The sequence below is a fragment of the Bacillus sp. 01N45 genome, from assembly GCF_056399205.1.
Genome location: NZ_JBFTQW010000014.1, coordinates 102,376 through 123,632, shown reverse-complemented (window position 1 = coordinate 123,632; position 21,257 = coordinate 102,376). Strand labels below are relative to the sequence as shown.

The following is a 21,257-nucleotide window of genomic DNA, read 5'->3' as shown; positions in this document are numbered from 1 at the left end:
GGAACCTCCTTCCTTACGCTATTTGTGTGCCTAAGTTTGCAAGCACGTCTAAAATTTCTTTATAGAATTCTTCACGGGTACCACCGCGATGAATTTCTTTATATAACTCACCATCTTGAATGAATAAAATACGCTGACAGTAACTTGCGCTGTAAGGATCATGCGTAACCATCATAATGGATACACCTTGCTCTTTATTTAAGCTTGTCATGGCATCAAGTAAACTCGTTGCATTTTTAGAATCTAGAGCTCCAGTCGGCTCGTCTCCCAAAATAATTGCTGGTTCATGAACTAACGCACGTGCTGCTGCGGAACGTTGCTTTTGTCCACCAGATACTTCAGAAGGATACTTTTGAAGTATCGCTGTAATGCCTAACATATCAGCTACTTTTTCGACTTTCTTTCCAATATTACGAGATGAAACACCTTGAAGTGAAAGTGGGAGTGCAATGTTCTCATAGATAGATAAATTCTCTAACAAGTTAAAGTCTTGGAAAATGAATCCTAATTTTTGCGAACGGAAATCAGAAAGCTCACCTTGTTTCATTTTCGTTATATCTGTACCTGCAATTTGAACAATGCCGCCCGTTGCTGTATCTAACGTTGAAATTACATTTAATAATGTCGTTTTACCAGAACCAGAAGGGCCCATAATACCAACAAATTCTCCCTCTTGAATTGAGAATGATACACCTTTTAACGCGTGTGATTGATTCTCACCTTTTTTACCGTACAATTTTTGAATGTTTTTTACATCTACAACCGGTTTTATCATATATATCCTCCTACGTTTGTTTTTTTATTTCTATAAAATAAGGGTTATTCATATTTGCTACTAACAAATTAGTGGTATTGCAGCTACCTTTTTCATGAGGTTTTCACGATATATCCACTTGAAAGCTGTAAATAAAATTTTCTTTTTTATTTCTCTCCTCTTTCCTCATCGCTTTGAATACATACATGATACACTATGAAAATTAGGAAACATCATGTAAAATCCTTAAGAATTCTTAAGTTTTATAAAAAAAGCTTATGGAACCTGTAATTCCATAAGCCAATCTATTTGATTGGATGTTCAACAATAAAGGACATCCAGCCATCTTTATATTCTGCATGTATATTACCATGATGAAGCTCAACAATTCTTTTTGAGATAGCAAGCCCCAGACCATTTCCCTGGTCATCTTTTCTTGCCTTGTCCCCCCTGAAAAACCTTTCAAACAATTTATTTTGATCGCTAACAGGCGGTTTCTCCACTTTATTTGACACTTTTAAAATTGCTTTGTTATCCATTAATTCAAGACATACGGATAATTCGGATGGTTTTATGCTGTACTTTATCGCATTCATAAAGAGATTTTCATATACACGTACCATTTTTTCTACATCTATGAAGATAGGTATTGTTTCTTCCGTGATAGATTTTTGAACGATTAAACTTTCCTTTTCAAATATAGGAATGTATTCTCCAACTATTTGCTCCAACAAACCTGATAAATCAACTTCATTAAGATTTAACTTAGCATCTATGCCTGATAAACGAGTATATTCAAACAGTTCATCAATTAAACATTTCAGTCTCTGTGACTTTGAATAAGTGGTTTCAAGGTATTCCTGTAATTGTGTGTTACTGTTGTATTGCCCTCTTTTTAATAAATCTATATAGCCAATAATAGATGTTAACGGTGTGCGTAAATCATGAGATATATTGGTAATAAGTTCATTTTTTGTACGTTCTAATCGTCTTTCTTGTTCAAATGTATTTTCCAATTCCTTGGACATATAGTTGATATTTTGAGCAAGTTGGGTCAATTCGTCCTTCCCTTTAATCCCAATGGTCAAACCCAGTTTTCCATTGGCAATATCATTCACATTTTCCGAAATGAGCTTCAAATATACTATTTTCTTTCGAACCAATGTCAAAAAAATTATTAGAAAATTAAAGATTGCGAACGTGAATAGGAACAACAATGACAAAGAGAATTCAAACATACCAAATTCTTCGTGTTTTCTAAATAATGGATCTATGACGTATTGCACAATGAGGATTGTTAAACCAAATGAAATAAAAAAACTAATTGCAACAGCACCAAGAAGTTTTATAACTATTTTATTTCTAAAGCTAACCCTCTTCATATTTTATACCCAATTCCCCAAACAGTTTTAATATAAATGGGATGTTTAGAATCCTCTTCAATTTTGTCTCTTATTTTTGTAATATGCACCATAACTGTATTATCTGATTTATAAAAAACCTCTTTCCAAACTGCTTCATATATTTTTGCTACACTCAGGACAATCCCTTTGTTACGGGCAAGTAGTTCGAGTATAGCAAACTCTTTTGGAGTTAACCTTGCTTCTTTTCCTCTTACCCATACTTGACGTGTATCTGTATTTACGGTTAAGTTACCAATTTCTAGAATGCTTTTATTATGTTCTATGGACGTATTGTATTTTTTAAACCTTCTTAATTGGGATTTCACTCTAGCGATTAATTCCAATGGATTAAACGGCTTTGATAAATAATCGTCTGCGCCAGAGGCTAGACCCTGAATTTTGTCCATATCCTCAGATTTTGCAGATAGCATAATGATAGGCATATTGCGATCTTCCCTAATCTTCATACAAGCTTCAATACCATCCATATTCGGCATCATAATATCTAAAATAATAAGATCAAATTCCTTTTCTTCTAACAATTGTAAAGCTTCCAAAGCATCTTCTGCCTTTTGAGTTTTTAGGCCTTCATTTTCCAAATAAACAGAGATAAGATTTCTAATCTCTTTATCATCATCAACAATAAGAATTTTTGAATCCATATTATTCCTCCACATTTTTTCTCGTATTGAACAACTAAAGACATAAGCAGGTGAAACATTTCTATCTTACTTTCTTCAAATTAATTCCTTCAATTATTTTGTCTCCAATAAACCTTGAATTTGGAAAGGCTGCAACAACTGATTTCTAGTTCATTATATACATAAAATAAGAAAGTTAACTATTTTCATACTTAACTCCTCACAGGTTTGAATTCATAATCATATACTAGCATCCAAATCTTAAGAAAAAGGGGAAAAGTTCTTAAGAATTCTTAAGCTTTCTACAGCATTTTGTCATAAGAATATATGGTGAAAGGGAAATTAAGTTGTCTTAGTTTAAAAAAGGCAGAAAGGATAATGAATTGAATGGATAAATGAGAATGTTTAAAGCAACAAATAAAAGAAAAGTATAAAAAGCATTATGTAGATAGGTCCTTTGTTCTTGCGATAGATGGTTTAAGTGGTGCTGGGAAAACGACACTAGTACATCAACTAAAAAATATCTTAGATAATATAGTAATTATCCATATAGATGATCATATTGTTGAGAAAGCTAAGAGGTATAATACAGGGCACGATGAATGGTTTGAATATTATCAGTTACAATGGGATACTAATTATCTAAATGAACACTTATACGACAAATTGTATCAAAATGAAAAGTATCTATCTTTGCCATTTTACAACAAGGAAAAAGATACATTTACACAGAGAACGATAAAGATAACACCTAAAAGTATTGTAATCATTGAAGGCATTTTTCTTTTGAGGGAAGAATGGAAAACATTTTTTGATTACGTAGTATTCTTAGATTGTCCTAGGGATATAAGATACGAGCGTGTACTTCATCGTGATACATACATAGGGGATTTGGAAGAGCGATTAAAGAAATACCAAAATAGATATTGAGTAGCAGAAGATTATTATTTAAAAAAGCAACAGCCTTTAGAATTTGCTCATTACGTTCAACAACTAGAGGGGGCTAATTAATAACTATTCGCTATTCTATTCTAAAGAATAAGCGTATTCAAATTTCATTATTTAATGCTTACAAAAAGAGCACTAAAAATCAGTGCTCTTTTTTATATTTAATTGGGGGTCTTATCGCATGTCTATCAAGCTAAGATTTTAAAGTACCCCCATAACGAAATTTTTCTCTCTCTACAGTTATTTATGTAAATTCAGCTCATTTTTTGCGTTTTGGAGGTGACCTGTTTTTTTAGCTTGATAGCGATGTGGCGGTACCCCTATAAGGAAGTACAAAAGGATATATAAGAGGAAAAGCAGTTAGGAGGCAATATGGGACAAGACGTTTTAATCAACAAATTAATTGATAATTAAATATTCAAGCTACCAGATGGGCGCGATCTCTTTGAGGGGAGTTGCGAGGAACTGGCACTACTATTAAAAGGAGCGAATATGAATGAATTTAAGAGTGAAGATTAAGAGGTTGAAAGATATAGAGTTGCCAAGATATGCAAAGCTTGGTGACGCTGGTTTTGATCTTGTAGCAGCAGAAGACACAGTTATCTGGCCGGGAGAAACGAAGGTTGTGAAAACTGGACTAGCCTTTGAGATTCCGTCAGGATACGAACTTCAGGTGAGACCGCGTAGCGGTATGACGTGTGATACAAAGTTATGTGTAATCCTTGGAACTGTGGATAGTGGTTTTTGAGGAGAAGTTGGTGTATTGGTAGATGATACGGAAAGATATACCAGGGCGGATATGAAAGCCCATGTTATTGAAAGGGGAACTCGTATAGCACAAGGCGTCATAGCACCAGTGGAAACAGCTCATTTTGTAGAAGTAGACGAGCTATTGGAATCAGAAAGAGGAAATCGTGGGTTCGGATCTACAGGGGTAAAGTAAGACCAAATTTGAACTTTGTACACATATGCAAAGAGTGTGGGGAGAATCTTATAAATAAAATCTTTATTTGAATAAAAAAATGACCCTTACTATTACGTAAGAGCCCATAAACAGAGAAAAAGTCGTATGTGACACTATATGAGAATCACAATAATATTTTAGCGTTTAAATATATGGTTGTCTGTACATGCAGAGTGTAAATTGAGATGAACAAAATTCTTATTTAAATGAAGAAGCCCTAGATTTAGGGCTCTAGGGCTTCGTTTGTTGGTATACTTCACACAATATTATAAAGGAAATAGAACTTACTGAAGATAACATATGAATGTTTCATAAATGTATCAAAAAAGTGAACAAAATCGTTATTTTGTACATCAAGGTAGTCAGCGTAATTAAATAACTGCTTGTAAAAAAAGAAGCCCCACAGGAAATATTACAGGGCTTCACCAAGTTGAGTTATGTCGTATTCACAAGGGATTTTAACATGATATTTGTGTTGAATGAACTGGTAAATGTGTCCAAGTAATTTGGAGCTATTTTATAAAAAAAGAGAAGCGCTTAATCAGGACGCTCCTCTTAATGCCAATACACAATAACTATCCCATTAAACTGTATAAGCGTAAAATATTTAACAATTACCTTCATGGTAAATATTTCATTTTTCATTAGTTTAAAACCTAAAAAGAGCACTTAATAAAGTGCTCTCGTGACGAGATTATCCATTTGTAAAGACTATTTCAATATATAGAGAAAGGAACACAGAATATTATATGTATGCCCAGTTAATTGAGTGCTTTTTACAAACAAAGAGCAGCTAGCAAAAGCTAACTACTCGGTTCTCCAAGGGGGAACAAGGAGAAAATCTAATGTCATCTACAGTATTGACGGAATATTGAGTTTTAATCAATGGAGATTATATTTTACAAATTAGATTATGATAGCCGATATTCTCCATATTGACTAGAAAAGAACCCAAAATTCTATTGAAATCCCAAGTGTTCTTTTCCTAGTTTTTTGAAATTCTTTTATTAAATAGCCAACAGCACTAATTGCTATAAGAATGAAAAGAATAAGTTCAAGTGTAACTAGCATTTGATCTACTCCTAATCTATTGATTTAATTCAGTATATAACGATTGTAAGATATTTTTTGTGGTTAGTGGTGAAAAATTAAACAAAACCATCTCTTTACGAAAAAAGGTCCTGTTGTCTCCAACAGAACCTTTCCTAAAATGGCAAAGAGTAACTCTTACCTTACTCTTTGTTTATATACTACAGGAGTGTTAATGAAAATCCAAGGCTCCTTATATTGAGAAATAAAGAAGAATCATTCTAAAGAATCTTATCTTTGTTATAAATATAAGAGCAGTTAGCAAAAACTAACTGCTCATCTCCAAGGGGGAACAAGGAGAAAAATCTAATGTCATCTATATTATTGACGGAATATTGAGTTTTATTCATAAGAAACTACGTTTAACTTAATGCATAGCCCACAATCAAAGTTAGTGTTAAAAACACTGATAATAACAATGTTAGTAAGACTGTTGCTACACTCCTAAGCATCGCAATCCAATTATTCATCTTAGAAAATCCTATAATGCCAGCAAAAAAAGTTCCTATTGTTAAAACTAGTAATATAAATAAAGGGTGAATGTGTAATGAATCCGTGAAAAATTTGAATAGTTCAAGTGGAATTTCAAAATATAAACGGAATAGTCCAACGCAAATCAAAGAACATATAAAGGACCATAGATTGATGTTATGCTTCATTGCTTCCTCCTATGTTATTAAAATATTTCCATTTAATTTTACTGGGAAATTAAAGAAAAAGATAGCGGTTATAAATCGAAATGAATTTTTTAACAAAATAATTCTTTGAATAGAAAGAGAGGAATAACAAAGGGACTAGGAAACCGTGGAATGGCATTTGAAATGCTTATCAATCTAGCGAACGAAATGTATCAAAGAGGTGGAGTGGCGCTTATAAACAAGCGTCCGACTCCTGTAAAGGTGTTAAAGAGTAAAGGTGGCCGTGTATTAAATAGATTCTATGAAGCTAAAAGTACAGTGGACTATGATGGCGTTTATAAGGGACGAGCTATTGCGTTTGAAGCGAAGTCTACAGAGAATGCTAAACGTTTTGATTTAAAAAATATTACACAGCATCAACTAGATTACCTGGAGAAAGCAGAGAAGATGGGAGCGATTTGTTTCTTCCTTATTGAGTTTAGCAAGGACAAGTCGGTATTCGTTGTACCACTATCAGTCATTCAATCTTATGTAAGGATGTCTCATCAACCGAAGGGCAAGAAGTCTATACCGAGAGCAGACTTTGGTATTTATGGATACTTAGTAGATCAGACAGAACGAGCGCCGATTGATTATTTACAATACATCGATGAGCAAGGATTTACACCGGTAATAGATGGCATGATTCAATTTGATCAGGACCATACAAGGGTAGCGAATAACATTGAAGCAGCAAATGAGAAGATGAATAACAAGAAACGTAAATTACAAAAGGCTTAATGGATAGCGGAACAATGACTAACAGTGCGGTGGGGGCTGTATTGTAGTCATCATGCCCTTATTCAGTAGTTTGACAATAAAATTTCACGTACCTGATGTGAATATAAAAACCGAAATTTGAAATAGGAGGACTCCAACTTGGAGAGACAATTGACTTTGTCACCGGATATCGATGATAAGAAAGTACAAAAGGACGTAGTAAGCGTATTAAAGGAATACAGAGCACTCAAGATGCGATTCAGCAATGACGTGGAGAAGGTTGAGAGTTATCTTGACCTTGGAAGAGGAACTTTTACGATTTGTTTTTTTATTTCTCTCCATTAGATATGTGAACTATGGGGAGTTTTGAAAAACATAACTTTTGAATTACTTAATAAAAATATATATAATTATATTAATGTTAATATATTAAGTAGTTAAAAATGGGGAAATAAAAAATGAAGATTAAATTTGATGTGGTTAAAGATGAAAATTTTGATTTTACTTTATTAGAAACAAAATTGCTGAAAACTTTTAAAGAAGTAGATAATGTAGCAATAATTGAAAAGGTTGAAGATAAAATTTTTGAAAAAGATGATGTGCAAACCCATTTGGCGGAGATTACTATTAATGTTACAGGAAAAAATATTGGATATAGATCAGCTTCAGCTAGTATATTCATTGTTCTAGAAAGTCTATCAATAGAGCTATTCAATATTAATATTAGTACACATTAAGCATCCAAAATGGATGCTTTTTTCTTTGTTATATAGAAATTACACATTAAAACAGTGAACATTCTAATAAGGCAAGCATATGATGAATCGTGGGACGAGTTATCATATGAGGTGAAACTTGGAGCGCCATACTTATTTGTTGAAGGGTACCTAATGGACGGGTACTCTTTTTATTTTGCACCTTTTATAAGGACAAGCATATATTGGAGTATGGGGTAACCCCACTTCATATATTTGAGCACCTGCAATCGTAAGGTGCTCTTTATTTTGTACAAAATGGTCATTTGAATTAAATGATTATATAAATAGATAGAATCTAATTATTTGATTCACATTTTAATCCAAGGGGTACAAATTCGATGCGGCGTGAAAAGGATTTGTTGAAACAATGGAAGGCGGATTTGCAAGCTTTACAAGAAGAGAAGAGGCTGAAGAAGAAGGATAAGAAAAACAATAAAAAATATAGCATTCCTGGTAATACAGCTGACTTCATGAATGGTAAGAATACTTATCGTAAAAAGAATGAGGTATGGAAGCAAAGAAATAAATGACGTGAGGGTAAATAAATTGATTAAACCAATAGCAATTATCGTAGACGCTGCCGTAATCTAGGTGGCGTCTTGTTTGTTGTTAAGGAAAGATAAGGGGTAAAATGGATTTGAAGCTTAAAGACTAGATAATAATATTATTACTTTAAAATGCAGAAAGTAGACTAGTAAACAAGCTGTTTTTGTTTTTTAGCATAAGATATGATGAATCTTAAAGTTAAGAGGAGGTAATCATATTTATGGGATGTAATTGTAATTTCAGACATTGCAGAGATTGTAATAGATTTTGGAATGATTTAATGTTCTGCGGACGCAGACATAGAGATTGTGATGACCGTCGTTGTAGACGTGACTGTGACTGTGATGAATGTCGTCGTAGACGTAATCATGATCGTGACTGTGATAAGCGTAAGGATTGGTAAATTCCTATTGGAGAGGGCTTTGAAGAAAAGCGCTCTTTTTTTGTACATGGATTTTCTGGTCTTATTTGTTGAGGAAGGATAAGGACTAACAAAACAAACGAACACAACGGATGGAAATGATGAGGAAGAGTCAGTCGAATTGAAGTCAGATGGAAAAGAGTATGGCTTAACGAAACGCGAGTTGGAGATTTTGAATCTTTTGTCTCAAGGAATCCGTTATAAAACAATTGCTTCGAAACTTTACTTATCAAATGGCACAGTTAGAAATTATGCCTCTACTCTTTATGACAAGCTAGAAGTCAAAAATCAGGAAGAAGCCGTGCAAAAAGCAAGAGATACAGGATTACTCTCGTAAGAGGGAGTGCTGTCATCTGCTAGGGGTACGTGAATTTCAGGGACCAAACTTCAAAAAATGTAATTTGAATGTCTGTTATAGGCGATTTTATAGATTCTATAAATAATGTTTAATTTTTAATAAAGACAATCATATAAAACCCAACATAATCGATCTTATGTCGGGTTTTATAGTGAACATTAGCGTTGTAACCCTTATACATGAGGATGGCCCCCATACCCCGAATCGGTCACATATCCTTGAAACCCACCATTTAAATACAAACTGAAAAACTGAATAACTCATTATTATTTTTAAACATTTTATTATGAAAAAGTTAGAGAATTATCTTAGTTATTAAATAGATTCTGCCTATACTTTAAGTAGAGTCCAATTTATTAAATTTAAATAGTTTATATGTTCATATATAAAATTTTGAAGGGGGTATATTGTAAATGATTCCAACGTCAACATACGTGGCTAAATGGGTATTAGATGACTTAACACTTGCATCAAGACCAAATCAGGGGATCAAACTAAGTACATTTAAAAAGTTAGAGAAACTTTATGTAGAATACAGAGAAATGATTGAGGGAGATACTAGCTTTGAAATCACACATTATTTGCTAGAGTTTATCAATCCGCATAATCTCTTTGTAGTAAGAGAGGGTTACTATATATTTGATAATAAAACAATGAAATTTATTAAAGTATCGGATGATATTCATTTTTCAAATCAAAGCTTAGCGTATTGTAATAATGGAGTTGCAGTGGATTTAATAAACGGAAAAATGCATTTTTTAGAAGGGCATTATTATAAAGTTAAGACCTCATATGTTGATTTATTAAAAGGAGAAACTATCCCTGTAATGGTACTAAGTCATTTAGATAATAATGTTGGAGTATCAGTTCCTTTGACAATGTTTAATGAGGAAAGAACTTTTAAAATTTCAGAGAGTTATATAGTTGATCTTACCTCAAAAAATTGTAACAATGAGAGTGAATTTAGTGAAAAGGGAAACATAATACGATTTTTAAAACCTTCTATTGTGTAGTTAAGATATATATGTTAATTAAATTCATAATGAATTTAAGAGGGTGAAAAAATTGTCTTTTGAAATGTATACAGCCTTTCGAGGTAAAGTAATTATAAAGGATGAATATAAAGAATTGGTGGAATTAATAAGTACAGGAAACTGGGAAGAAGCAGCTTTAAAGTTTCCATTTGTTAAAGAATATATAAAAGTTAATCAAAGTAAAGACATTCCATTTACAAAGGAACAGATAGATGAAGCATTAGCAGAAGATGATTTTCTATATATGAGGTGGCACGTAGACAACTGGGAAGAAGAGAATGACTATTATACAAATTTAAAAGGCTATGAATGGTCATTTATAGACAATCTAAAGAATTACAGAGTTAAAGAACATAACGTAACACCTATTTCATTATTTATGAATGTGATATTAAAAGAAGTAGCAGCACATATTATAAAACTGGAAGTTTGGTATGGTGAATCTGATGGACCAGAAGAATATATTTTTATAAATAATGAATTTATAAAGATGTTGTAGCAGTAATGAATTATTGCTGCTTTTTTATTTCTAAATACATTAAAATTATTGTTGTTGGCTTCATATATATTCAATTATAATAGAATATGGTAAAATTTACACTGCAATAATAAAGATTTTTATTATAAAAGAGCTGGGAGCAGCTCTTTTTATTTTGTTCAGGGGGAGTGTGAAAGAAAGAAGTTTATGTTAGTGGCGAAGTTAAATGATCTAATAGAAAATAAAAAATTAGAATTAGTAGAACTGGTAAATAAACATGGCTTTAGTCATACGAAAGTCCTCTATTTAAGTCAGGAAATTGATAAATTAATTAATAAATATATGATTATAAAAAAAGGAACCCTATAATAGTAGGGTTCAAAGGGAACAGATACATAAAATAAATAAAGAGAATAATTTAATTATATAAGAAATTTCATACTGTAATATTGAGAAAGTGTAAAACACTAATTAATTTCGTTTGAAAAGTGATGTGATTACTATCTTAAAATTAAGAGCAGAGTTAAAAGATAAAGTTGTTTAACGATTTAAGTTAACAGAAGACAATATAGTTAGTAAACAGAGAGCGGAGCATTTTGTTAATGAATTAATCAAAAAAGATTAAATGCATCTTACTGCTAGATCTTGATTTCGCAAAAAATTCCGCTTCATTTCCTCCATCCACAAAGCCACCAATATTTCTGAAAACTCCACATTCACCGGGTCCTAAATATCGTACGCCTACATAATCATTGTAGCTATCAGGATCGTACTCCCATAATTCAACTTTTAACTTACTAGTTGAACCTACTTCAGCTGCTCGGCAAATCTTGTAATCTCCACCAGTCGAGGCATATACATAACTTTCAGCACCATTTGAATATAACGTTTCTTCTCCTAAGTAATCCCATCCAGAACTAAAAGGCTCTATTGTGTTTGCAAATGTAGAAGAAGGGACCAACATTACTAACAACGTCGTTACGAATGCCATCATACTTATTTTAAATTTTTTCATTCTTATTCCTCCCTTGTTTTTAATTAAAAATTATTGTTCCTCACATAATACATAAAATATTTTGTTTTGTTCCAAATAAATGAATGCTTTAAAATAATGTTGTTTGAAAACACTTCTATCCATATGTCAGAGCAAAAAACATTTTTTAAATAGTCTCATTAAAAATCAATTGAATTTCATTAATTGAAAGAGAGGAAAACACTACGATTTTTTTCAAATCAATGCATAAAACATAGAATTACCTAATAGAAAAAGCGTAGCAACAGTTATATGTTTAGCAGCATACCTAGCACACCGAATAGATGTTTTGGGAAAAAAGACAGGATGGTCACAAGATGACAAATAAACGGCAACGTGATGAATACGAACGAAAGAAAATATTTTAGAGCATAAAGAATTTAAGAGTTAGAGGGGTACATAACAGCGCAGATAAGGTTGAGGAAACAAACAAGAGGTATATATATCATCTTAGCTAAATGATAAAAGCCCTGCAGGGGATGCAGGGCAAGACTAAGGGTATTGAAGAATTGTCGATTCTAAAAGTAAAGGACTTCTTGGAATGTTATAAGTTTAACATATATTTCATTAAAGTTTTATATAAAGATTTTACGAATTTATGAACATAGAAAAGTTCTCTTTTGTTGAACTATTCAGGGGTCTAAAGGTATCCCCACCTGATTGAAAGGTCCCTGGATATTCCGATATGTGAAAGTATCAAAAAAGTCCGTACAGAAGCACAGGTCAGTTGATACACATATTGGTAACTAAATTTCAACAGATTGTTAGGTGTTATCTATTAAAAATGAAAAAACGCTCGATGGCAACGAGCGCTGTAGAGAAAACATTCCCTAAAATTAGCTACCTCTATTATACCATAAGTTTTCTCTCAGTAAATAAGGAGGAACGAAAAATGAGCTTTTCTCTTACAAGTTAGCACAAAATTTCGTTTTGGAATAACCTGTCTTTGTTAGCTTAATAGCAATGAGGTTACCATATCAAAAAAGAAAATGGTACGTTAAAGTGCTTCAGTTCAACCAACTGTTGTATCAAAACGAAAGTATTGATATTTATATGTTAAATTCAAATTTTAAAAAATGAATTTTCTGATTCATATTGAAAAAACGCTACTAATCTAGGGAATTTTGTAAATGTTTTATATTATTATGCTGATAGCGCTTTCGAAATAGAGGTAAGCAATATTGAGAGGATGAAAGAAAATGAGATTAAAACAAATGCTTGTCGGTTTACTCAGTGTTATATGTTTCATTGGTTTTACAACACCCGCTGACGCTTCATATTTAGTGAATATGACATCAGGCGGAAGCAAATATATTTATTCAAATAATCCAGAATCCATTGAAGGAAACATGGTAAATACAGCTCTGTATGGTAAATATACAGTAGACCAACCATTACAAAATAACACATCGTATGTTTCTGAATTCTATCATCACAACTATACTGGAGCTTCTTTACGAGTTGGGATAGCGATTAAAAATAATAATAATTACACAGCAAATGTGAGAGTCCAAAACAAAGCAATCTTAGCAGGTAAATATACAGTAGATACAGCATCTTCTTTACTTCGCGATTTTGGGAACAGTAACAACGATCAAACGATTTCTATTCCTGCCAATGGGACCGCTGTAATCCTTTCAATCGCTACACCAACACAATATATAGTAAATGGAAAAGTAAAATTTATCCCTCAATCAGGAGGGCTAAGTGCAAGGAATTTCTTTGTATCCGATAATAAATACAATTTAAACGAGCTATTTAAACTACCAAAAGCAACATCTACAAAAAATGACATGACATCTGGGTTCTCTAATTCTGATACTCGCACACTGACTGTAGATGCTAAGACAGTATCAAATTTTCATCTTTCAGCATACATAGCCAATCCAGGTGAATTCGAAACAGGTACAAATGTAATTGGAAACTCAAAGTTATTGGGAAACTATGGAGTTATCTATGGTGTATTTTTAAAAAATGCTACAGGTAAACGGATTAAGATTACTCCAAACCTAGCATCAGTTGGTGCAACACAAGCACAGATTGTTTTGTGGACATCATCCAATTCATGGTACCGTACGTCTTATGTTAGCCGTAACAGTGCAGAAAAATATTGGTTGATGGCTGTTCCATCTGATGGTCATTTTAAATATTCATTACCAGGTGGGAATTTTGGGAATGTACACTTTGAAATTGTAAATTGATATTTATTGGTTCTGTTGCAAAGTTTCTTAATACCCTTAATTGAAATCTAAAAGCACCCAAAGCATCCATTAATCAAATACGATAAAGTACCTATGAAAGTAGGTACTTTATTCTTTGTAATATATAATTTATATAGTAAAAGTATAATTTAACAAACGGTTGTTTAATTTTCTTATAACTGAATTTCTTCATCATATAAGTAAAAAAGATAAGTAAACTCCATTTCGATATATTCATGAATTATATTTAGATATAATATAAAATGCATTTTCCTATGGTTAATTACTTCTGAATATAAATATACGTTTTTCTATAAAAATCATCCAAGAATATTTGGAAATAGTAATCCGTTTACGTATGTAATGACCTTAAATATGTTGAAAATCATTTGATATTACGACAGTATGTTTATTTAACGCTAATTTCATGTTAAAAATTAATTTGCTTTTATATAATCAATGTCAGAGATCGCTATCAATATATGTAAACATCTATGATAAAAAGATGATATTCCAAGATTAGAAATCTATAATTTTAAAATCATCTAATAAAACCTCAAATTTTGTTAGGAGGGGAGTACATGTAGCAATTAAAATTTCACTTTTATTAATCCTCGACTAAAATTTACAATGAAGGAGGGTATACATGGAGAATGTTCTACAATTATTTCGAGATGCAATATTGATATCAGAGCCGCTCTATAAAAATAATGCGGAGTTATGGCAAAAATGGAATTCTTATTATGAAGAAGTTAAAGAAAATAATAGTAAGGTTGTAACCTCGTTTTATTATTCTCCTTCATTTTCAATGCTTGTGAAGTGGCTTGAACAAAAGCAAGGAAGTGGCCTCTCTTCTTTGCAAATATTCACAAGTATAGAGGAATATAAAATTGAAATCAACGAAACTATTGGTAGATTTGTTGAACAAGAATTTCCGAAAGACAACAGAGTTAATAATATAACACCTAAAATTTTAATTGAATCTAATCATAAGAACGTGCTTGAAAACTACCTTGAAGTGAATAACTCTGCAGTTTACTATAAGTTAAGGGATGGAATAGCAAAGAATCAATTTGAAGAAGATGAAAATACAAAATTACAGTCGTATCTAATCGAAACGAAAGATAGTAGTGGAGTAGCAAAACTCTCTTCTCACAAAGATGAAGATTTAAGATTAGCGAACATTGAAGAAGCAGCTCGATGGAATACATTAATTGATGGTGTAATGAGTAATATGGACGATCTAACGGCAGATTGTTTAGATACCATCACGATTCAATGGTTAAACAAGGTAAAGTCACCAGATGAGTTCATTGATTTTTCATATGAACAAGTTTTAGACATGTGCAGGATTCCCAAGGCAAAAGCAAATGGAATTGAATATTATCGAGCAGAAGATAAAATTAAAATAGCAAAGCGTATTGCAGTTTTAGCAAGTATTTTTATATACCTGAATGATGAAAATGAAATTGTAGTATTAAATGATCAAGCTGAAATTGGTAAAAATTACGAGGTAAAGCGAGAAATTATAAAAAGGCTGTTTGTATTAGATTCAGTGGTACTTTGGAGAGATAAGAAAACCAACGAATACATGGGAATAGAATCATGTCGAATTAAACCGGGAAGCTTTTTAGCAAGTTACCTGTATGACTCAAATAGTACTACAGCATTATTGTCAAAAAGAGCGTTGGAATATAATAGTTATAGGTATAAATATCATAAAAGACTAATCCGTTATTTGACATGGCAATGGAGAATTAGGCAAATGTTTTCTAGTCTCAAAAGGCCTTATTCTATAGGTGGGGATAAAGGATTGTTGGTAGTATTGGGAATAAAACCGAACCAAAAACTAAATCGTATCCGAGAGAAATTAGAAAGTGTTCTTACGGATTTAGAAAAAGAACAAGTAATTTCTCACTGGGAATACACTAAAGATTTAGATGAAACACAGTTTACAAAGAAGTATTGGTTTGAAAATTATTATTCCCAGTTAGGAATTGTGATTTTACCACCAGAAGAATTAATTAATTCTGTGGGGAAAATGAAAACAAGAAAAAATATAGATGTAATACAAGGGGAAAATCAAATAGTAGAAATAAATAGTAAACCTTGGAATACAGATGAGAATGAAAAATTGATTCGAGAGAAACTAGTTTTTTTTCATACTAAAAAGAACGTAAAAATGAGAGAACTTTCGGAAGAAATAGATATTTCGCAACCTACTCTTTCCAGATTCTATAATCGAAAGACAAAGCGTCTTTCTAAAAATGCTAGAGACAAATTAAGTCACTGGTACAATAGACAAATTATTATTGAAAAAATGTAAAGAAGGATATCTATTTTAATAAAGTTGTTAATCGGTATAATGAACAATTTTAATTGTTTATTATACCGATTAAGTGAAATAGTATAAATGAAGTTCCTTTAAGCAAAAGTTTTTTAGAGGCTTTTTTAAGGTTTGCCCCAATGTTTTTATAAAAGTATCTTAATTCAAATTGAGTTGGACTATATATTAAAATTTATGACTAACAAAACCAATGGGATGTTAGGATATCCTTGTAAATCCTTTACTCATATTTATTTAATATAGCTGAAGCCTTTTCTTTGATTAGTGTAATTATTTCTATGGGATGTTTAACTTCAATGTCATCCCCCAGACCTAAAAAAAACTCACTCATATACCCGATTTCATTTTTATTTAGGTATGTATCAATTAGACCTGTTCCATCATCAAGTATTTTAATTTTGTCACGTAACCAGATGTTAAAATCACATTTAAGAATACCTTCTCTTGTTAAAATTACAAATAATTTTATAAGTTCTTTGGGTTTTTCGTCTGTTTTTTCAAACCATGTAGTTAAAGTTAAATTAGAAAAATCTTTCTTTTGCGGGAAGTTATTTTTAAATTCAAGCATTCTTATTCTATCTATTCGAAACAATCTATTTTGTTGCCTATTAAAGCAATATGCGGGCATATACCAATATCCATTAGATGAATAAATACCTATGGGCTGTATAATTCGTTTTGAGAAGCCTCTTTTTGATTCATACTCAATTTGTATCACTTCTTGATCAATAGCAGCATCCATTATATTTTTTAAAAGAGGGGTCTTTTCCTGTCTTGTTGGAGTGATAAAGAGCACCCTTTCACTCATTGAATCAATTTTCTTTTTTAGTTCTTGTGGAAGATAATTATAAAATTTATTTAGAGCGGATTTAGATTCATGTTCAAAGGGTATGGAATCATAATATTGTAAAGATTGACAAGCGAAAAACAAGGAGATCGCTTCATTTTCAGAGAATGTAATGGGGGGTAATAAGCCATTTTTATTTATTAAACGATACCCCCCATGAGGACCTCGTTCAGAATAAAGTGGAATTCCAAGGGTAGATAATTCTTCTAAATCCCGTAGAATCGTACGTTTAGATACATTAAATTCATTTGCAAGTTCTTGCACAGTAAATTTGTTTTTTGTGTTGATCTGCAGCAATATATTAAAAAGTCTATTTACCTTACTCATCAGTTTTCATCCTTTTTTAAAATTTTTCTTTTATACATGACAAAAATTGTCACTATTAAATGTTACGATTAAGTTGTTCAAATAAGGAATGGAGGCGAATATATGTACAGTAAATTGATGCGAACTACCTTTAAGAGTGCAACAGTGTACAAGTTTAATGTATTAACAAAGATTATAGCAACGCTTATAGCCGTGTTTGCTGTAAGGCAAGTTTGGACCGTCTTATATGAGAATCCCCCAGCGAATGGGGTTAATGTTACTTTAGACGTAATGTTAACATATATGACAATCTCTATTGTACTACAATCCCTATATACCCCTACAATTGTATGGGAAGTAAGTCAAAAAATTCAAAATGGACAAATAGCACAAGAGTTTCAACGTCCATGGAATTTTGAGTTTGCAATGCTTTCGCGTTCGTTCGGAATGATTCTTGCAAATGTTATGACGGTCGTTATTCCAATTGGAGTTATTACCGTGTTTATTTTCCCAATTAATATTAGTAGCTCATGGATTATGTGGTGTGCTTTTTTATTTAGTATTTTTGCTGGTATTATAATAAATTTTTGTGTTCAGTTTTTTATTGCTCTTCTTGCATTTGTTTTTGTAGAAGTTTGGGGATTTGAGATTGTTATAGGATTAGCTACTTCGTTTTTATCCGGACAATTAATACCACTGTGGTTTTTTCCAGAGTTTTTGCAAAAAATCGCTCAATTTCTACCTTTTAGAGGAATGTACGATATTCCATTATCTATTATAACAGGGCAAGTTAATTATCAGAATATTTTAGGTTTATTGGCTTTTCAAATAATATGGGCTGTTGGCTTAATAATAATCATCCGTTTAGTTGTTAGATATTTTCAAAGAGTGCTTGTAGTTGCTGGTGGTTAAGAAAGGAGAGAGGTATATGGAATACTTAAGACTTTATTTAAAAATGCAGAAAGCTAATATTCGTTCTAGAATGGCATATCCATTTAATTTTTTCTTGGGCATTATTTGTGTTACATGTTTCGGAATATTTTCTACCCTATTTATATGGGTACTAACAAGGAACTTTCCAAGTATAGCAGGATGGAATTTTTACGAAATTTTATTCATTTCGTCTTTTAACATGCTTTCCTATTCGTTGGGTTTACTATTATTTATACATATCATGGACATTGATCATTATGTAAGAAATGCGGAGTTTGATAGAATTCTTGTCCGACCAATGAACGCACTTTTACAGTTTGCAAGTAAGCAAATTAATATTAACAGTTTAGGAACAGTAATTTATGCAGTAAGTGCGTTAATTTACGCAGGTGTCCATATTAGTGGATGGAGTGCTGTATCAATTTTATATACCGTGTTATTAATTATATGTGGAACTATAGTTTCTATATCTATCCATTTAATAATAGGATCAACAGCCTTTATTACTTTACAAAGTGGAGGATTGTTTCAAATGTTAGACAATATCTACACGAATGTTGATAACTATCCAGTCACAATTTTTCCGAAATGGGTACAATTTTTCTTAACTTTTATACTTCCTATTGGATTTATAGGTTTCTATCCAAGTGCCGGTTTATTAGGAAAAGGTTCTTATTTATTAAATAACAATCTTATTTTGATCTGTTTGGCGGTCTCACTTATTTTATCTATTTTAAGTTATATTATTTGGCATGTGTCTATTAAGTTTTATTCGGGAGCCGGTTCTTAATTTTCAAAAAAAATTTGGAGGTGTCTATATTGATTATTGAAGCGAAAAATTTATCGAGAGAATTTACAGTATATTCTAAAGAAAATGGTTCTTTCTTTATGATGAATCAAATTTTAGGAAGGAAAGGAACTAAGAAAAAGGTTGTAGATAATATAAATATGGACATTGCTGAAGGTGAAATGGTAGGGTATTTAGGACCCAATGGGGCAGGGAAATCTACAACAATAAAAATGCTTTCAGGAGTTTTAACACCTACTTCAGGAGAGTTAAAAGTTCTGGGTAGGGAACCAGGGAAGTATCGTAAAGAAAATGCTAAAGATATTGGCGTTCTATATGGACAGAGAACACAGTTATGGTGGGATCTAAAATTAAATGATTCCTTTGAATTATTAAAAGCGATATATAAAGTAGATTCTAAGGTATATAAAAAAAGATTAAATAACTTTATTGAAATATTAGATATGGAGGAATTTATAAATCGACCAGTCCGACAATTATCTTTAGGGCAGAGAATGAGAGGAGAAATGGTTGCTACACTACTGCATTCACCACCAATTTTATTTTTAGATGAACCAACTATTGGCTTAGATGTTTTGGCTAAAAATAAGATACAGGAGTTTCTTAAATTTTTAAATAAAGAAGAAAAAACAACGATATTAATAACATCTCATAACATGGACGATATTGAAAAATTATGTGATAGAATTGTTCTTATTGATCAAGGTAAGATTATGTTTGATGGTGCAAAAAATAATTTAAAGAAAATGACCACAAAAAAAGATACGTTAATTGTGGAATTTGCACTTGAAGACATGGATAAGATACCATCTTTGATTCCGATAAAAAAAGAAGATAATAAAATGTATTTTGAATTTAGTGATCATGAAGAAGTACCAAAGATTATTAATGAATTATCTAAACAATTCAGGTTAATTAAAATAGAAATTGAAACACCTGAAATAGAACAAGTACTAAGGGAATTATATGAAAATAAACAATATGGGATGGTTCTTTAACGTACTGTTAACAACAAAATTACTATTAAATAATGGAATGATAAAAGTAGATTATTATATTATAAATATGCCAAGCGGCAATATATAATGAGAGGAGGGAAAGACATGACAGATTCAAACACAAAAATACTTGTTGGTGGCGTAAAGATTTAATATTTAACTAATTATTCAGGTAGAGCTATTCAGAGGTACTTTTTTAGTACTTCTGGATGGTTCTATTTTTTTATATAAGAAAACATTATTTCACATTAATTTACTAATGTTATTGGTAGTATCGTATAAAAAGTCATAAGGAAGGCACTAGAAGTCTTTAACATGACGTTAACATGTTAATCATTTTTAAGTAATGGGACAATACAAGTGTATATGAGATGATAACTATGTAATAAGAAAATAATTATATAAGGGAGGTGATTAATATGACAAACTCAAAAGTTCTTGTTGGAGGAGTAAATGCGTAATATTGTTCTAATTTTTTAGGTAGAACTATTCAGAGGTACTTTTTCAGTACTTCTGGGTGGTTCTATTTTTTTATATAAGAAAACATTAATTTACTAATGTTCTTTAGATGTATTTTCTGAAGAAGATTAAAAGGAAGGTACAGAAAGTCTTTAACATGACGTTAACATGTTAATCATTTTTAAGTAATGGGACAGTACAAGTGTATATGAGATGATAACTATGAAATAAGAAAATAATTATATAAAGGAGGTGATTAATATGACAAACTCAAAAGTTCTTGTTGGAGGAGTAAATGCGTAATATTGTTCTAATTTTTTAGGTAGAGCCATTCAGACTTACTTTGCTAGTATTTCTGAGTGGTTTTATTTATTATTTATTTTAACTTATTATCAATATGTATTAATAATTAAATGTTATTTGGATATGTTTTATGAAAAAATGTTAAAGGAATATGTTAGTAGCTCTTAACGTGGGTATTAACATGTTAATTGTTCTAAATTGATGGGACAGTACAAGTAAATATAGGATTAT

At 31.5% G+C, this 21,257-nt stretch carries 20 protein-coding genes and 4 pseudogenes; 17 read left to right on the top strand and 7 right to left on the bottom strand.

Features of this window, described 5'->3' with window-relative positions; genetic code table 11:
- Positions 1–13: 13 nt before the first annotated feature.
- The 3 genes from AC1DMU_RS25490 to AC1DMU_RS25480 all read right to left on the bottom strand — a co-directional run bounded on the left by AC1DMU_RS25490 (position 14) and on the right by AC1DMU_RS25480 (position 2,819).
- Complete coding sequence (locus AC1DMU_RS25490; RefSeq protein WP_088064884.1) at positions 14–775, bottom strand: ABC transporter ATP-binding protein; 762 nt, start codon at positions 773–775, stop codon at positions 14–16.
- Positions 776–1,059: 284 nt separating this feature from the next.
- Positions 1,060–2,136, bottom strand: coding sequence for a sensor histidine kinase (locus AC1DMU_RS25485; protein ID WP_088064885.1), 1,077 nt, complete (start codon positions 2,134–2,136; stop codon positions 1,060–1,062).
- Positions 2,133–2,819 carry a response regulator transcription factor gene (locus AC1DMU_RS25480; RefSeq protein WP_476941598.1) on the bottom strand — a complete coding sequence of 229 codons (687 nt, stop codon included), beginning with the start codon at positions 2,817–2,819 and terminating at the stop codon, positions 2,133–2,135. Before AC1DMU_RS25480 ends, AC1DMU_RS25485 begins: the two co-directional genes overlap by 4 nt.
- Before the next feature lie 396 nt (positions 2,820–3,215).
- Between AC1DMU_RS25480 and AC1DMU_RS25475 the strand changes: the two genes are divergently transcribed.
- The 3 genes and pseudogenes from AC1DMU_RS25475 (at position 3,216) to dut (ending at position 4,689) form a co-directional block, all read left to right on the top strand.
- Positions 3,216–3,728 carry an AAA family ATPase gene (locus AC1DMU_RS25475; protein WP_350453589.1) on the top strand — a complete coding sequence of 171 codons (513 nt, stop codon included), beginning with the start codon at positions 3,216–3,218 and terminating at the stop codon, positions 3,726–3,728.
- Positions 3,729–4,118: 390 nt separating this feature from the next.
- Positions 4,119–4,265 (top strand): annotated as a pseudogene (locus AC1DMU_RS25470) (Fur-regulated basic protein FbpA).
- Positions 4,243–4,689: pseudogene (dut, locus tag AC1DMU_RS25465) on the top strand (dUTP diphosphatase). Before AC1DMU_RS25470 ends, dut begins: the two co-directional pseudogenes overlap by 23 nt.
- Positions 4,690–5,649: 960 nt before the next feature.
- On the opposite strand, the gene AC1DMU_RS25460 reads toward dut, so the two are convergent.
- Both AC1DMU_RS25460 and AC1DMU_RS25455 read right to left on the bottom strand, forming a co-directional pair.
- The gene (locus AC1DMU_RS25460) at positions 5,650–5,781 is read right to left on the bottom strand and encodes a hypothetical protein (protein ID WP_476941597.1); all 132 of its coding nucleotides are present in this window, start codon (positions 5,779–5,781) and stop codon (positions 5,650–5,652) included.
- Between the two features lie 380 nt (positions 5,782–6,161).
- Positions 6,162–6,458, bottom strand: a complete 297-nt coding sequence (locus AC1DMU_RS25455; RefSeq protein ID WP_088064887.1) for a hypothetical protein — start codon at positions 6,456–6,458, stop codon at positions 6,162–6,164.
- 150 nt (positions 6,459–6,608) lie between these two features.
- Here AC1DMU_RS25455 and AC1DMU_RS25450 point away from each other — a divergent pair, with 150 nt between their 5' ends.
- The 9 genes and pseudogenes from AC1DMU_RS25450 (at position 6,609) to AC1DMU_RS25410 (ending at position 11,160) form a co-directional block, all read left to right on the top strand.
- Complete coding sequence (locus AC1DMU_RS25450) at positions 6,609–7,217, top strand: Holliday junction resolvase RecU (RefSeq protein ID WP_088064888.1); 609 nt, start codon at positions 6,609–6,611, stop codon at positions 7,215–7,217.
- A 138-nt stretch (positions 7,218–7,355) separates the two neighbouring features.
- A pseudogene (locus tag AC1DMU_RS25445) lies at positions 7,356–7,475 on the top strand (ArpU family transcriptional regulator); the annotation flags it as partial.
- 179 nt (positions 7,476–7,654) lie between these two features.
- Complete coding sequence (locus AC1DMU_RS25440) at positions 7,655–7,933, top strand: hypothetical protein (protein ID WP_088064890.1); 279 nt, start codon at positions 7,655–7,657, stop codon at positions 7,931–7,933.
- A gap of 359 nt (positions 7,934–8,292) precedes the next feature.
- On the top strand, positions 8,293–8,484 hold the full coding sequence (locus tag AC1DMU_RS25435; RefSeq protein ID WP_088064891.1) for a hypothetical protein: 192 nt from the start codon (positions 8,293–8,295) through the stop codon (positions 8,482–8,484).
- 236 nt (positions 8,485–8,720) lie between these two features.
- Entirely contained in the window at positions 8,721–8,903 is a 183-nt protein-coding gene (locus AC1DMU_RS25430) for a hypothetical protein (RefSeq protein ID WP_088064892.1), read from the top strand.
- A 109-nt stretch (positions 8,904–9,012) separates the two neighbouring features.
- Positions 9,013–9,258: pseudogene (locus AC1DMU_RS25425) on the top strand (response regulator transcription factor); the annotation flags it as partial.
- Between the two features lie 434 nt (positions 9,259–9,692).
- Positions 9,693–10,292: a hypothetical protein gene (locus AC1DMU_RS25420; RefSeq protein ID WP_088610550.1), complete on the top strand. Its 600-nt coding sequence runs from the start codon at positions 9,693–9,695 to the stop codon at positions 10,290–10,292.
- Between the two features lie 64 nt (positions 10,293–10,356).
- Positions 10,357–10,812: a hypothetical protein gene (locus AC1DMU_RS25415; protein ID WP_215559300.1), complete on the top strand. Its 456-nt coding sequence runs from the start codon at positions 10,357–10,359 to the stop codon at positions 10,810–10,812.
- Between the two features lie 186 nt (positions 10,813–10,998).
- Positions 10,999–11,160 (top strand): aspartyl-phosphate phosphatase Spo0E family protein, encoded by a 162-nt coding sequence (locus tag AC1DMU_RS25410; protein WP_088064894.1) that lies wholly within the window; start codon positions 10,999–11,001, stop codon positions 11,158–11,160.
- A gap of 238 nt (positions 11,161–11,398) precedes the next feature.
- On the opposite strand, the gene AC1DMU_RS25405 is transcribed toward AC1DMU_RS25410, so the two are convergent.
- Positions 11,399–11,806, bottom strand: coding sequence for a hypothetical protein (locus AC1DMU_RS25405; protein ID WP_088064895.1), 408 nt, complete (start codon positions 11,804–11,806; stop codon positions 11,399–11,401).
- A 1,217-nt stretch (positions 11,807–13,023) separates the two neighbouring features.
- Between AC1DMU_RS25405 and AC1DMU_RS25400 the strand changes: the two genes are divergently transcribed.
- Complete coding sequence (locus tag AC1DMU_RS25400; protein WP_476941596.1) at positions 13,024–14,025, top strand: hypothetical protein; 1,002 nt, start codon at positions 13,024–13,026, stop codon at positions 14,023–14,025.
- A 646-nt stretch (positions 14,026–14,671) separates the two neighbouring features.
- Positions 14,672–16,351 carry a helix-turn-helix domain-containing protein gene (locus AC1DMU_RS25395; RefSeq protein ID WP_088064897.1) on the top strand — a complete coding sequence of 560 codons (1,680 nt, stop codon included), beginning with the start codon at positions 14,672–14,674 and terminating at the stop codon, positions 16,349–16,351.
- 241 nt (positions 16,352–16,592) lie between these two features.
- On the opposite strand, the gene AC1DMU_RS25390 is transcribed toward AC1DMU_RS25395, so the two are convergent.
- Entirely contained in the window at positions 16,593–17,546 is a 954-nt protein-coding gene (locus AC1DMU_RS25390; RefSeq protein WP_088064898.1) for a helix-turn-helix transcriptional regulator, read from the bottom strand.
- Positions 17,547–17,648: 102 nt separating this feature from the next.
- Between AC1DMU_RS25390 and AC1DMU_RS25385 the strand changes: the two genes are divergently transcribed.
- From AC1DMU_RS25385 to AC1DMU_RS25375, 3 genes are read left to right on the top strand one after another with little or no spacing between them, the layout of a single operon-like run.
- On the top strand, positions 17,649–18,437 hold the full coding sequence (locus tag AC1DMU_RS25385; protein ID WP_088055595.1) for an ABC transporter permease: 789 nt from the start codon (positions 17,649–17,651) through the stop codon (positions 18,435–18,437).
- 16 nt (positions 18,438–18,453) lie between these two features.
- Entirely contained in the window at positions 18,454–19,248 is a 795-nt protein-coding gene (locus AC1DMU_RS25380) for an ABC transporter permease (protein ID WP_088055596.1), read from the top strand.
- Between the two features lie 20 nt (positions 19,249–19,268).
- Positions 19,269–20,264 (top strand): ABC transporter ATP-binding protein, encoded by a 996-nt coding sequence (locus AC1DMU_RS25375; RefSeq protein ID WP_476941595.1) that lies wholly within the window; start codon positions 19,269–19,271, stop codon positions 20,262–20,264.
- Positions 20,265–21,257: the final 993 nt, after the last annotated feature.

Excerpts from the sequence above, each read along its gene's own strand:
- AC1DMU_RS25410 (WP_088064894.1), top strand. The coding sequence starts at position 10,999 with ATGTTAGTGGCGAAGTTAAATGATCTAATAGAAAATAAAAAATTAGAA.
- AC1DMU_RS25400 (WP_476941596.1), top strand. The coding sequence starts at position 13,024 with ATGAGATTAAAACAAATGCTTGTCGGTTTACTCAGTGTTATATGTTTC.
- AC1DMU_RS25430 (WP_088064892.1), top strand. The coding sequence starts at position 8,721 with ATGGGATGTAATTGTAATTTCAGACATTGCAGAGATTGTAATAGATTT.
- AC1DMU_RS25490 (WP_088064884.1), bottom strand. The coding sequence starts at position 775 with ATGATAAAACCGGTTGTAGATGTAAAAAACATTCAAAAATTGTACGGT.
- AC1DMU_RS25380 (WP_088055596.1), top strand. The coding sequence starts at position 18,454 with ATGGAATACTTAAGACTTTATTTAAAAATGCAGAAAGCTAATATTCGT.
- AC1DMU_RS25390 (WP_088064898.1), bottom strand. The coding sequence starts at position 17,546 with ATGAGTAAGGTAAATAGACTTTTTAATATATTGCTGCAGATCAACACA.
- AC1DMU_RS25440 (WP_088064890.1), top strand. The coding sequence starts at position 7,655 with ATGAAGATTAAATTTGATGTGGTTAAAGATGAAAATTTTGATTTTACT.
- AC1DMU_RS25460 (WP_476941597.1), bottom strand. The coding sequence starts at position 5,781 with ATGCTAGTTACACTTGAACTTATTCTTTTCATTCTTATAGCAATTAGT.
- AC1DMU_RS25435 (WP_088064891.1), top strand. The coding sequence starts at position 8,293 with ATGCGGCGTGAAAAGGATTTGTTGAAACAATGGAAGGCGGATTTGCAA.
- AC1DMU_RS25415 (WP_215559300.1), top strand. The coding sequence starts at position 10,357 with ATGTATACAGCCTTTCGAGGTAAAGTAATTATAAAGGATGAATATAAA.
- AC1DMU_RS25480 (WP_476941598.1), bottom strand. The coding sequence starts at position 2,819 with ATGGATTCAAAAATTCTTATTGTTGATGATGATAAAGAGATTAGAAAT.
- AC1DMU_RS25485 (WP_088064885.1), bottom strand. The coding sequence starts at position 2,136 with ATGAAGAGGGTTAGCTTTAGAAATAAAATAGTTATAAAACTTCTTGGT.
- AC1DMU_RS25450 (WP_088064888.1), top strand. The coding sequence starts at position 6,609 with ATGGCATTTGAAATGCTTATCAATCTAGCGAACGAAATGTATCAAAGA.
- AC1DMU_RS25420 (WP_088610550.1), top strand. The coding sequence starts at position 9,693 with ATGATTCCAACGTCAACATACGTGGCTAAATGGGTATTAGATGACTTA.
- AC1DMU_RS25455 (WP_088064887.1), bottom strand. The coding sequence starts at position 6,458 with ATGAAGCATAACATCAATCTATGGTCCTTTATATGTTCTTTGATTTGC.
- AC1DMU_RS25405 (WP_088064895.1), bottom strand. The coding sequence starts at position 11,806 with ATGAAAAAATTTAAAATAAGTATGATGGCATTCGTAACGACGTTGTTA.
- AC1DMU_RS25395 (WP_088064897.1), top strand. The coding sequence starts at position 14,672 with ATGGAGAATGTTCTACAATTATTTCGAGATGCAATATTGATATCAGAG.
- AC1DMU_RS25385 (WP_088055595.1), top strand. The coding sequence starts at position 17,649 with ATGTACAGTAAATTGATGCGAACTACCTTTAAGAGTGCAACAGTGTAC.